Origin of the sequence: Burkholderia sp. ABCPW 14, from assembly GCF_001523835.1 — a bacterium.
Taxonomy (GTDB): domain Bacteria; phylum Pseudomonadota; class Gammaproteobacteria; order Burkholderiales; family Burkholderiaceae; genus Burkholderia; species Burkholderia mayonis.
In genome coordinates this window covers 134,014-146,025 of the sequence record NZ_LOVS01000066.1, presented here as the reverse complement: position 1 = coordinate 146,025, position 12,012 = coordinate 134,014, and the positions used below count along the sequence as shown (strand labels likewise).

Genomic DNA, 12,012 nt, shown 5'->3' with positions numbered 1-12,012 from the left:
CGTCGCGGGCCTTCAGCTCGCGCGCGAGCCCGGCGCGCGCAAGCGCTTCGAGAACGGCGGCGAGGTCGGCACGATCTGCCGCGACTACTGCTTCAACGGCAACCTGGTGATGCGCGCGACGGGCGACTGGATGCTGCTGTCGCCGCCGCTCGTGATCTCGAAACCGGAGATCGACGAGATCGTCGAGAAGGCGAAGCGGGCGATCGATGCGACCGCGCAGCAACTGGGTCTTTCCTAACGGCATTGCCAATCGGGCGGGCGGCGCTCGCGCGGCGCTCTCCCACCTTCATCATCTGGGGAACAACATGAGTGTGAGCCATCTTCGTCATGCGATCGCGCGCGCTGCGTTCGTCGCGCTCGCCGGCGCCTCGGCACTGTCCGTTCCGGCCGCGCAGGCCATCGGCGCCGAGCTGAACGTCTACAACTGGTCCGACTACATCGCGAAGGACACGATCCCGAACTTCGAGAAACAAACGGGCGTCCACGTCAAATACGACAACTACGACAGCGACGACACGCTGCAGGCGAAGCTGCTCGCGGGCAGCTCCGGCTACGACATCGTCGTGCCGACGTCGAACTACATGGCCAAGCAGATTCAGGCGGGCGTCTATCAGAAGCTCGACAAATCGAAGCTGCCGAATCTGTCGAATCTCGATCCGACGCTGATGAAGATGATCGCCGATGCGGATCCGGGCAACCAGTACGGCGTGCCGTGGGCGTTCGGCACCGACGGCATCGGCTACAACGTGCAGGCGGTGAAGAAGGCGCTCGGCGACAACGCGCCCGTCGACAGCTGGGCGCTCGTGCTCGATCCGGCGAACCTGTCGAAGCTGAAGGGCTGCGGCGTGTCGTTCCTCGATCAGGCGGTCGACGTGTTCGCCGCGACGCTGCAATACATGGGCAAGAATCCGAACAGCACGAACCCGGCCGATTACCAGGCTGCTTTCGATGTGCTGAAGAAAGTCCGCCCGTACATCACGCAATTCAATTCGTCCGGCTACATCAACGATCTCGCGAACAACGACGTGTGCGTCGCGCTCGGCTGGTCGGGCGACGTCGGCATCGCGCACCGCCGCTCGGCCGAAGCGAAGCGCTCGTACGACATCAAATTCTCGAATCCGAAGGAAGGCGGCCTGCTGTGGTTCGACGTGATGGTGATCCCGAAGGACGCGCCGCACGCGGAAGCCGCGCTGAAGTGGATCAACTACATCGAGGATCCGAAGGTCAATGCGGCGATCACGAACGAAGTGTTCTATCCGACCGCGAACCGCGCGGCGCGCCAGTTCGTCGTGCCGGCCGTCGCACAGGACCCGACCGTCTATCCGCCCGAAGACGTGCTGAGGAAGATGACGCTGATGCGGCCGATGCCCGCCGACATCCTGCGTCTCGAAAACCGCCTGTGGGCGCAGTTGAAGACGGGGCGCTGATCACGAGCGACAGCCGCGCGCAGCAGTCGCTCGACCGCTGCCCGCCCGAAGCACGCAGTCCGACGTCAGTGCGTTCGACCTGAAACGCGCGACGCTTTGATTCCCGGTCGCAGTTCCACCGCGATTCGCATCGTGCGCATCGCGTGGGAGCGCTCATGCCTGCGATCCCCAACGAAGGATGGCTACATCATGAAATCGACGCCTTCAATCGACACCGCGCAACTGGCGCGCCCCTCGGCCGGCAAGCCGGCCAGAACGGACGAGTTCGTCCGCATCGAGAACGTCGTGAAGAAATTCGGCGACAGCACCGCCGTCGACAACGTCAATCTGTCGATCGCGAAGAACGAGCTGTTCGCGCTGCTCGGCAGTTCCGGCTGCGGCAAATCCACGCTGCTGCGCATGCTTGCCGGACTCGAGACGGCCACGTCCGGCCGCATCTTCGTCGACGGCGAAGATCTCGCGACGCTGCCGCCGTATCGCCGGCCCGTCAACATGATGTTCCAGTCGTACGCGCTGTTCCCGCACATGACAGTCGAAGCGAACGTCGCGTTCGGCCTGAAACAGGAAGGCACGCCGAAGCACGAGATCCGCGAGCGCGTCGCCGATGCGCTGAACCTCGTGCAAATGAGCCGCTACGCGCGGCGCAAGCCGCATCAACTGTCGGGCGGCCAGCAGCAGCGCGTCGCGCTCGCGCGCTCGCTCGTCAAGCGGCCGAAGCTCCTGTTGCTCGACGAGCCGATGTCCGCGCTCGACAAGAAGATCCGCCAGAAGACGCAGCTCGAGCTCGTCGGCATCATCGAGCGGGTCGACGTGACCTGCGTGATGGTCACGCACGACCAGGAGGAAGCGATGACGATGGCGAGCCGCCTCGCGGTGATGAGCGAAGGACGGATCGTGCAGATCGGCACGCCGAGCGCGGTCTACGAATTTCCGAACAGCCGCTTCTCGGCCGAGTTCATCGGCTCGACGAATCTTTTCGAAGGCGTCGTCGTCGAGGACGAGCCCGATCACATCTTCGTCGAAAGCGAGGACCTGGAAGCGCGCATGTACGTGAGCCACGGGATCACGGGGCCGCTCGGCATGCCGGTCGGCATCTCGGTTCGGCCGGAGCGCGTGCGCGTGTCGCGCGAGCGCCCGAGCGCGCCGCACAACTGGGCGCGCGGCGTCGTCACCGACGTCGCGTACATGGGCAGCTATTCGCTGTACCACGTGCGCCTGCCGAGCGGCAAGACCGTCGTGTCCAATCTTTCGAGCTCGCACCTGATGCAGGAAGGTGCGCCCGCCTACAACGACGACGTGTTCGTCTCCTGGTCGCCCGCAAGCGGCGTGGTGCTGACGCAATGAGAACCTCTCCCTCTTCCTCGCTCGCGGCGGCTTCGTCCGCCGTCCGAAGCGCGTCGCCCGTGCGCGCGCGCCTCGCGCGCGTCGCGGCGTGCTTCACGCCGTCCGGCCGCAGCGTCGCGATCGGCGTGCCGTTCCTGTGGCTCATGCTGTTCTTCGCACTGCCGTTCGTGCTCGTGCTGAAGATCAGCTTCGCCGACCAGGTGATGGGCATCCCGCCGTACACCGCGCTGATGAGCATCAAGGACGGCGCGGTGCAGTTCGCGCTGCAGTTCGGCCATTACGCGTTCCTGCTTCAGGACAGCCTCTATGTCGCGACCTACGTCAGCTCGCTGAAGATGGCCGCGGTATCGACGCTGCTGTGCCTGCTGATCGGCTATCCGATGGCGTACCACATCGCGCGTTCCGCGCCTGCGACGCGCAACCTGCTGATGATGGGCGTGATGCTGCCGTTCTGGACGTCGTTCCTGATCCGCGTCTACGCATGGATCGGCATCCTGAAGGACGACGGGCTCCTCAACCACACGCTGATCGCGCTCGGCCTGATCCACTCCCCGCTGCGTCTCTACCACACCGACGCGGGCGTCTACATCGGGATGGTCTATTCGTATCTGCCATTCATGGTGATGCCGCTCTACGCGCATCTCGTGAAGATGGACCTGACGCTGCTCGAAGCCGCGTACGACCTCGGCGCGAAGCCGTGGGTCGCGTTCACGCGGATCACGCTGCCGCTGTCGAAGAACGGAATCATCGCCGGCAGCCTGCTCGTGTTCATTCCGGCCGTCGGCGAGTACGTGATTCCGGAGCTGCTAGGCGGCGCCGACACGCTGATGATCGGCCGCGTGATGTGGGACGAGTTCTTCAACAACATGGACTGGCCGATGGCCTCCGCGGTGACGGTCGCGATGGTGCTGCTGCTCCTCGTGCCGATGGCCGTGTTCCAGTACTACCAAGTGAAGGAGCTGGGGGACGCGAAATGATCAAGCCCAACAAGCCGCTTTCCGCCGGCGTGCTGACGCTCGGCTTCCTGTTTCTGTACATCCCGATCATCAGCCTCGTCGTCTATTCGTTCAACGAATCGAAGCTCGTCACCGTCTGGTCCGGCTTCTCGCTGAAGTGGTACGCGGCGCTCCTGCAGGACGACGAGTTGCTGACGAGCGCATGGCTGTCGCTGAAGATCGGTCTGCTGACCGCGTTCGCATCGGTGTTCATCGGCACGTGGGCGGGCTTCGTGCTCGCGCGCTTCGGCCGGTTCCGCGGCTTCACGCTGTACACCGGGATGATCAACGCGCCGCTCGTGATTCCCGAGGTGATCCAGGGCATCTCGCTGCTGCTGCTGTTCGTCGCGCTCGAGCAGATGGTCGGCTGGCCGAAGGGACGCGGGGTCGTGACGATCTGGATCGGCCACGTGATGCTGTGCGTGTCGTACGTCGCGATCATCGTCCAGTCGCGCGTCAAGGAATTGAACAAGTCGCTAGAAGAAGCGGCGCTCGACCTTGGCGCGACGCCGCTCAAGGTGTTCTTCGTGATCACGCTGCCGCTGATCTCCCAGGCGCTGCTGTCCGGCTGGCTGCTGTCGTTCACGCTGTCGATCGACGATCTCGTGCTGTCCGCGTTCCTGTCCGGCCCCGGCTCGACGACGCTGCCGCTCGTCGTGTTCTCGCGCGTGCGCCTCGGCCTCAATCCCGAAATGAACGCGCTCGCGACGCTCTTCATCACCGCCGTCACGATCGGCGTGATCGTCGTCAACCAGATGATGCTGGGCCGCGAACGGCGCCGCGAACGCGACATGCGCCAGGCGTTCGCGCAACCCGCGCCGTCCGACGCGTCCGAATCCGACGCATCCGGCGGCGCCCCACGCGCACCGCAGACCGCGGCGACGAGAAAGTCGCTCGGCACGGCCTGACGACGCCCCGATCGCCCGAACGAGCCCCCGAGTCCTTCGCAATACGATCAACCAGGAGAATTTGCATGAGAAAGAAGTTAATCTGTCTGCTCGTGGCCGGGTCGCTGCCCGGCTTCGCCGGCGCCGCGTCGACCAGCGCGCAGATCAAGGCAATGCAGGCGCAGCTGAACGCGCTGCAGGCGCAGGTGAAGGAGCTGCGGTCCGCGCTCGCGTCACAGCACGACGCGGCGGGCAGCGGCGCCGCCGCGGTCAAAGGCGCGGCGGCCGCGACGGCGGCCGCGCCCGTCGACGAATCGTCGCCGGACTACGGCAAGGCGCCCGCCGCGCTGACGAACGACGACGTCACGCAAATGAAGCAGGAAATCGCGAACCAGCAATTGAAGGTCGATTCGCTGACCGACGCGGCGAACACCGGGCCGATCGCGGGCCTGTCGGTGACGGGCTACATCGATCCGACCTACGTGTTCAACCGCGCGGCGGGCACGTCGTCGTTCCTGTTCGCGAACCACGAGAGCAACTACAACTACTTCAACAGCACGTTCGGCGATCTCTATCTCGACATCAAGAAGACGTTCGGCGTCGGCCCGATGGCGCCGTCGGCCGAGATCACGCTGATGCCGAACCGCGGCAACGGCATCACGCTCTTGCAGAACTCGCGCGGCAACATCGGCAACAACATCCTCAACACCGCGGTCGTCAACGTGCCGCTCAGCGCGACGACGACGCTCGTCGCCGGCCTCATGCCGAGCTTCGGCGGCTACGAGGTGCAGCAGTCGAACCAGATGCTCACGCTCACGCACAACCTGCTGTACGACTTCTCCGATCCGGGCAGCTACATCGGCATCGGCGCGAACTACACGAAGGGCAACTGGGCGTGGAAGTTCCTGCTCGGCAACGAACAATACCGGACGTACGGCTCGGTCACGCAGACGGGCACGAACGCGCTCGGCGATCCGATCACGACGAGCAACAAGGTGCCGACGTTCACCGCGCGCGTCGACTACACGTGGTCGAGCGCGCTCGATCTCGGCGGTTCGTTCAACATCGGGCGGCAGACGCTCGGCAGCGCGACGACGCAATCAGGCGCGGTCGTCTACGGTCCGGGCGGCCAGTCGTCGAGCCCGTACGGCGCGTTCTTCTTCGCGGAAGCGGACGCCGCCTACACGCTCGCGGACATCCAGTACAACGCGGAAATCGACTACGGCCAGCAGCAGCACGCGGCGTTCAACGGCGGCCGCGCGCAGTGGTACGGCCTGTCGCTCCTCGCGCATCGCAAGTTCAACGTGCCGGTGCTCGGCCGGATGGGCGCGACGCTGCGCTACGACTTCCTCGCGAACAGCAAGAACGGCGGCGGCGGCGGCGGGATCGCGCTCAACGGCAACGGGATGGATACCGCGGACGGCTTCGGCATCGATTCGGACTGCCTCGCGACGTCGAAGGCGAACGGCGGTCTCGGGTTCGAGTGCAAGGGCGCGAACCGTCAGGACGTCGCGCTCGATCTGCTGTTCTATCCGACGCAGCAGATTACCGTGAAGGTCGAATACCGGCACGACTGGGCGAACAACAAGGTGTTCCTGCGAAGCGACGGCTCGTACAGCAAGTCCAACGATCTGCTTGCGACGCAGTTCATCTACTCGTTCTGACATCGACGGCGCATGGACGTGCAACTGCTTGCCGCACGTCCCCTCCGCGCCGCAACCCGTTTCCCGCATTGCGCGTCGCGGCCGCATGGCATTGCGATGCGACGATGCCGCTCGACTCTTCACGATATGCTCATGATCAACGCCTTCGCCCGCCGCGCCGACGAACTCGCACGCCGCTCGTATTACGAAGCCACCGCCACCCGCCCGGCCGACGACGATCCGGTGCTCAACGACGCGCTCGACGTCGACGTCTGCGTGATCGGCGCCGGGTTCGCCGGCCTGTCGGCCGCGCTCGACTGCCGCGCGCGCGGCTTGTCGGTCGCCGTGCTCGACGCGTATCGGCCGGGCTGGGGCGCGTCGGGCAGGAACGGCGGACAGATGATCACGGGCTTCGCCAAGGACGGCGAAATCGAGCGCCAGCTCGGCATCGAAGGCGCCCGCGAAGCATGGGCGCTGTCGCTCGACGCCGTCGCGCTCGTCGAAGAACGCATCGCGCGCCACGGAATCGACTGCGATTTCACGCGCGGCTACCTGACGGTCGCGACGCATCCGCGCCGCGTGCCGGAATTGCGGCAGTGGATGAACGATGCAGCATCGCGCTGGGGCCATCCATCGCTCGAATGGCTCGATGCCGATGAAATCCGCGCGCGCATCGCGTCGCCGCGTTATCTCGCGGGCGTTCACGATCCGCTGTCCGGTCATCTGCATCCGCTCAAGTACTGCATCGGCCTCGCCGATGCGGCGCGACGCGAAGGCGCGCTGCTGTTCGCGCACACGCCGGCGCTCGAAGTCGTACGCGGCGCGCGGCCCGTCGTGCGCACGCCAATGGGCGAAGTGCGCTGCCGTTACATCGTCGCGTGCTGCAACGCGGGACCGGGCGGCGTGCTGCCCACCGCGACGGCCGCGCGCATCGCGCCGATCGCGTCGTACATCATCGCGACCGAAGCGCTCGGCGCCGATCGCGCGAACGCGCTGATTCCGCAGCGCGAAGCGGTCTGCGACAACAACTTCTTTCTCGACTACTTCCGGCTTTCCGCCGATCACCGGATGCTGTTCGGCGGCCGCGCGGACTCGGCGGGTGCATCGCCCGACGCGCTCGTCGGCGCGATTCGCCGCCGGATGGTCGGCGCGTTCCCGCAGCTCGCCGACGTGCGCATCGAATTCGCGTGGGGCGGCTTCGTCGACGTGACGCGCAATCGCGCGCCGGACTTCGGCGCGATCGATCCGAATTACTTCTACCTTCAGGGCTTCAGCGGCCATGGCGTCGCGCTGACCGGCATCGCGGGCCGCATCGTCGCGAATGCGATCGCGGGCGACACGCGCGCATTCGATCTGTTTGCGCGCCTGCGGCACCGGCGCTTTCCCGGCGGCCCCGCATGGCGCCAGCCCGCGCTCGAGATCGGCATGCTGTATCACCGCGTGCGCGAGCTGCTGTTCTGAACGTGGATTTCGCCCGCCTTCGCTCGACACATTCGTCATTCGGTTGCCGCAACCCCGCGGTCAACCAACTGCTCCGCATGAAAAAAACAACCGGGATGCGATCGACAGACAAACCACGCCCGCCGCGCGATGATTTGCGGTCGCCTCGAGCGAGACATCGACGATCGCGACCGTTTCACATCACCTCGTCCATCGCCAGATTTCGTTCGCACTCTTTCGCACTCTTTCGCGCACGTCCCGCGCTCGACGCCGACGCATTCGCGACCGAAGCCTGCTCGCATTTGGCATCGCGCGAATTGCCCCCTCCGACGACCGTGATCAGGAGGCGAAACGTTCTCCATCACAAAGCGCCGCCTTTTGTTCGGACGTTTGTTGCGTCCATGCACTCGATTTTCGCAAGCTCGTTCTCCTTCGCAGGTCGCCATCGAGAACGCCGCTCGAAGACGCCTTCGGTTTCGCCAAACGTGCCCGCCAAGTCCGATGGATCAGTGTTTCTCCAGCTGAACACCAAGCATCGTTTGGGCATGTTCGATCCCTTCTCGAACGGTCCTTGCAAAATCCCCGTGAAGACGAAGCGAACTCATTATTTTTTCGGCAATACCGCCTGGAGTCGCGCAATGATTTGCATAATTCTCGATTTCATTGGAATTCAGATCTCCAGGTCTAACTCGCCTCGCCCAATCGATCACCCCCTTCCATTCACCCAACCCGTATTCTTGAGCACATTTCAATATTTCCCGATCTTCAACGGCCGCTCCGATGAAATCGCAATACGTCAATATAAACGGAAGACAGGTGCCGAGCACGGTAACTGGCTCGAACTGAATCTCGGATCGCACATTCAAAATGTGCGCCACCATAGATTTAAATAGATCCCCCACATTTTCATCCATATCGCCGCAAGTCACGCCGAGTGCCTGTCCGCTGGAAATCGTATCCGGTGCGCTTATAATCGCCCGAGCGATCGACCCCGACCCATGCGCAACATCCGACAATCTGGAAAGCGAAACACCGGCCAAAAACGAGATGATTATCTGCCCATCCCTCAACTTGTAATTGGATATCATCCCGTAATCTATCGGTCGTACGGTATACAAGATCACATCGCAATTCTGCATGACCGCATCCACGTCTACGAGACGATCCTCGACTCCCGCTGTTGCACTCGTCGCATACGATTTTTGAGAACCGCGATGTCCGAGCCAAACATTTCCTCGATCAAACCCAACATCGATCAAGCGCGACGCAAGAGCAACGCCCAGGTGCCCCGCCCCCACAATTCCGATTCTTTGACTCGTCATCCCATCACCTCCGATAACCTTCGAAAGGTCGATTTGTTCTGCCATTGGACAAGCAGGTGAGTGTGAAAACGGCCGGCAGTCGCCGTGCCGTAAAAGAGCGCATGAAACCTCGCGCCCGATGATCAACATGTACCGCGACCGCTCGACATTCGGCTCGAACAGGCCGCTCGCTGCGCCATGCGCCCCGCGGCATCGCGACGTGACAGCATCGGCACGAGTTGCTATCCTAGAGTACGACCGACCGTCGGTCAATGCGATGTCGCTGCACCTGTCGATACCTCCTCAAGCAACTAGGAATATAAATTTTGGTGCGTATTCAAACCCTTGTTCGATTACACGCACACGCTCCGCCGCAGGCGGTCTTCGACTTTCCGATTCATCGAGCTAACGACATCAGGCTTTGTCCAGATTCAAGGTGGAGCCCACCACCCGCATATCGAATTCAATCGAGGTTCACATGATCAACCGTCAGCGCTATGCTTTATTCGCACTCTTGCTATCTGGATTTGTAACGATTTTCGATTTATTTGTCGTCAATATCGCGATCGTCAACATTGAGAAGACGCTGCATGCAAGCTATGTCGAGCTGACGATGATCATCGTAGCCTATGAATTATCGTTCGGCCTCTTGCTGATCACCGGAGGAAGGCTGGGCGATCTATGGGGGCGCCGTCGAGCCTATCAGATCGGCATGCTGTGTTTCACGGTGTCATCGATTCTTTGCGGACTCGCGCCTCACGCGGTGGTTCTGATCTTCGCGCGCTTTTTACAAGGGCTGTCTGCCGCCGTACTCTTTCCGCAAATCTACGCAAGCATCCGGGCAGATTTTGACGAGACCGGCGCCCGGCGGGCTTTCGGATACTTGGGAATGACGCTCGGGCTCGCTGCGATCGCGGGGCAAGTGCTAGGCGGCCTGATCATCTCGATCAATCTGCTGGAGTTGCAGTGGCGAGCTATTTTTTTTATCAACCTCCCCATCGGATTGGTGGCGCTGGCTTTTTCTCGTTATTTACGGAACGCGTCTATCGAGCAGAAAAAAAGCCTGGACTGGACCGGCGTCGGTCTTTCGAGCCTCGGAATCTCCGTTTCACTGCTGCCCCTGCTGATGAGCGCGGTCTGGGGATGGAGCTTCAAAAGCTATGTCCTGATGTTGATCGGTCTGGGCACCTTGTATCTATTCATGCGCCACGAGATCCGGTACGCACGCAGCGGCCACGTCCCTCTCATTAACATGACGCTTCTCCGGGAAAGACGATTCATCAAGGGTTCATCGTTGGTCATGTGCATCTATGCGACCGCCGGCTCATTCACGTTAGTGTTTTCGATTTTTCTTCAGTCTGGTTTGAAGCTAAGCCCGTTTGAAGCGGGAATGACCTATGTTTCGACCAGCATCGGATTTGCAATTTCGTCGCTATTGATGCCCCGGCTAATCGGCCGATCCGGCCCCCAAGTCGTTTCCATTGGTGCGGTCTCTTACGCGGCAAGCTTCGTCGCGCTGATACTTGCCGTGCGATATTTCCCCATCCTCGAGTTGCCGTGGCTCCTGATGCCGGTACTGTGGACGCTGGGCTTTACCCAAGGCATGGTCATGACCCCTCTTTTGAATATCGTTCTGGCGAACGTCCAAGAAAATTTCGCGGGGATGGCCGCTGGATTCGTTTCGACCCTGCAGCAGGTGGGCGCGGCATTTGGCGTAACGGCGGTCAGTACGATCCTGCAGGTAACCTTAAAAAAAATGTCTCACCTGCAGGAATTCTCTCAACTGCAAAGCGCATTCGTCTACAGCATGTTTTTCAACGTGGGGGCTGCTGTCGTCGCCAGCTATATCCTTCGGAAGATGTTGAATCAAGCGCAGCGCGCTTGAACGAAACCATTAGTTGCTGACCGGACATGTCTTTGAATAATCACAAAGGGTCCGCCTCGATAAAGTTCTACAACTGAATACACCGCCTGACATTCTCCGTCGATTGATAGAGAACACTTCCATACAGGTAGCAGGGCGGGTTCTTTACGTTTGCTCGATGCCGCCCTCGCGCGCACATGCCGGCGACGCGCTTTCCTCAAAGCGTAGTACCCCGGAGTTTCGTCGACGCCCGGAACATGAGCGCGATGCAGGTACGTGGCGACGAGCGGGAGGAGCCGGATTTCGCCTTCATAGCCTGAATAGACCGACGGTCGGTCAATTACAAAAACGTTGGTGACATCGGGGACGTGGCCTAGACTTCTGACTTTTGCACGCAAGTTTCGAACCGCACGATGAGATACAAGACAAGCCAGCGGGAGCGCGGAGCGCCCAAAACGCCCCGCACCAAGCCAGCCGAAGTACGTCTGGAAGAATTGATGGCGGCAGCCGAGAAACTATTTTTCGCGCAAGGCGTTGAGGCCACCACGATCAATGAAATTGTTGAGCTGGCCGAAGTAGCCAAGGGCACCTTCTACCATTACTTCGCCTCGAAGAACGAACTCCTGGAGGCCATGGGGCAGCGCTACACCGCGCAATACCTCAGCCGCCTGGAAGAGGCCGTTGACGCTTGCGCGGTGGACGACTGGTTAGGCCGGCTGCGTGCATGGATTAGGACGAGCATCGAAGCCTATGTAGAAACGTATCGCACGCACGACATCGTCTACATCAACCATCACCACCACGAACGGAACAATCGCGAGAAGAACGCCATTCTCGATCAGCTCCAAGGCATTCTCAGCGGCGGCGAACAAGCCGGCGCGTGGCGGTTGACGCAACCGCGCATCACGGCACTGTTGATCTATTCGGGCGTTCACGGTGCCACGGACGATGTTATCGCGGCTCAGGAAGCGGATTATTCCGCATTTGCCCGAGCCGTCACTGCCGTTTGTCTGCGCATGGTCGGCGTTGTGGACGAGGTCGAGGCGCCCAAGCCGCGCCGTCGGTCGCGATGATTGCATTCGTGCGAGCGACATCGCGGCCATGACGCGAG

At 61.9% G+C, this 12,012-nt stretch carries 9 protein-coding genes and 1 pseudogene; 9 read left to right on the top strand and 1 reads right to left on the bottom strand.

The window, feature by feature from the left end:
- The 7 genes and pseudogenes from WS62_RS09495 to WS62_RS09465 all read left to right on the top strand — a co-directional run.
- Nucleotides 1-238, top strand: a pseudogene (locus tag WS62_RS09495) (aspartate aminotransferase family protein); the annotation flags it as partial.
- A gap of 67 nt (nt 239-305) precedes the next feature.
- Entirely contained in the window at nt 306-1,427 is a 1,122-nt protein-coding gene (locus WS62_RS09490) for a polyamine ABC transporter substrate-binding protein (RefSeq protein WP_066486567.1), read from the top strand.
- 189 nt (nt 1,428-1,616) lie between these two features.
- The gene (locus tag WS62_RS09485) at nt 1,617-2,771 is read left to right on the top strand and encodes an ABC transporter ATP-binding protein (RefSeq protein ID WP_066570530.1); all 1,155 of its coding nucleotides are present in this window, start codon (nt 1,617-1,619) and stop codon (nt 2,769-2,771) included.
- The gene (locus tag WS62_RS09480; protein WP_066570528.1) at nt 2,768-3,748 is read left to right on the top strand and encodes an ABC transporter permease subunit; all 981 of its coding nucleotides are present in this window, start codon (nt 2,768-2,770) and stop codon (nt 3,746-3,748) included. The genes WS62_RS09485 and WS62_RS09480 overlap by 4 nt, the downstream gene beginning before the upstream one ends.
- On the top strand, nt 3,745-4,674 hold the full coding sequence (locus WS62_RS09475; protein ID WP_066570527.1) for an ABC transporter permease subunit: 930 nt from the start codon (nt 3,745-3,747) through the stop codon (nt 4,672-4,674). The genes WS62_RS09480 and WS62_RS09475 overlap by 4 nt, the downstream gene beginning before the upstream one ends.
- 65 nt (nt 4,675-4,739) lie before the next feature.
- The gene (locus tag WS62_RS09470; protein ID WP_066570526.1) at nt 4,740-6,317 is read left to right on the top strand and encodes a DUF3138 family protein; all 1,578 of its coding nucleotides are present in this window, start codon (nt 4,740-4,742) and stop codon (nt 6,315-6,317) included.
- 132 nt (nt 6,318-6,449) lie between these two features.
- Nucleotides 6,450-7,757 (top strand): NAD(P)/FAD-dependent oxidoreductase, encoded by a 1,308-nt coding sequence (locus WS62_RS09465; RefSeq protein ID WP_066570552.1) that lies wholly within the window; start codon nt 6,450-6,452, stop codon nt 7,755-7,757.
- A gap of 485 nt (nt 7,758-8,242) precedes the next feature.
- Here WS62_RS09465 and WS62_RS09460 read toward each other — a convergent pair whose 3' ends face one another.
- Nucleotides 8,243-9,103 carry a pyrroline-5-carboxylate reductase family protein gene (locus tag WS62_RS09460; protein ID WP_066570525.1) on the bottom strand — a complete coding sequence of 287 codons (861 nt, stop codon included), beginning with the start codon at nt 9,101-9,103 and terminating at the stop codon, nt 8,243-8,245.
- A 412-nt stretch (nt 9,104-9,515) separates the two neighbouring features.
- On the opposite strand from WS62_RS09460, the gene WS62_RS09455 reads away from it, so the two are divergent.
- Entirely contained in the window at nt 9,516-10,922 is a 1,407-nt protein-coding gene (locus WS62_RS09455) for an MFS transporter (RefSeq protein WP_066570550.1), read from the top strand.
- A 392-nt stretch (nt 10,923-11,314) separates the two neighbouring features.
- Nucleotides 11,315-11,974, top strand: a complete 660-nt coding sequence (locus WS62_RS09450; protein ID WP_066570523.1) for a TetR/AcrR family transcriptional regulator — start codon at nt 11,315-11,317, stop codon at nt 11,972-11,974.
- Nucleotides 11,975-12,012: the final 38 nt, after the last annotated feature.

Bases quoted from the DNA above. Each gene is read 5' to 3' on its own strand.
- WS62_RS09460 (WP_066570525.1), bottom strand. From the start codon at position 9,103: ATGGCAGAACAAATCGACCTTTCGAAGGTTATCGGAGGTGATGGGATG.
- WS62_RS09475 (WP_066570527.1), top strand. From the start codon at position 3,745: ATGATCAAGCCCAACAAGCCGCTTTCCGCCGGCGTGCTGACGCTCGGC.
- WS62_RS09490 (WP_066486567.1), top strand. From the start codon at position 306: ATGAGTGTGAGCCATCTTCGTCATGCGATCGCGCGCGCTGCGTTCGTC.
- WS62_RS09455 (WP_066570550.1), top strand. From the start codon at position 9,516: ATGATCAACCGTCAGCGCTATGCTTTATTCGCACTCTTGCTATCTGGA.
- WS62_RS09480 (WP_066570528.1), top strand. From the start codon at position 2,768: ATGAGAACCTCTCCCTCTTCCTCGCTCGCGGCGGCTTCGTCCGCCGTC.
- WS62_RS09485 (WP_066570530.1), top strand. From the start codon at position 1,617: ATGAAATCGACGCCTTCAATCGACACCGCGCAACTGGCGCGCCCCTCG.
- WS62_RS09465 (WP_066570552.1), top strand. From the start codon at position 6,450: ATGATCAACGCCTTCGCCCGCCGCGCCGACGAACTCGCACGCCGCTCG.
- WS62_RS09450 (WP_066570523.1), top strand. From the start codon at position 11,315: ATGAGATACAAGACAAGCCAGCGGGAGCGCGGAGCGCCCAAAACGCCC.
- WS62_RS09470 (WP_066570526.1), top strand. From the start codon at position 4,740: ATGAGAAAGAAGTTAATCTGTCTGCTCGTGGCCGGGTCGCTGCCCGGC.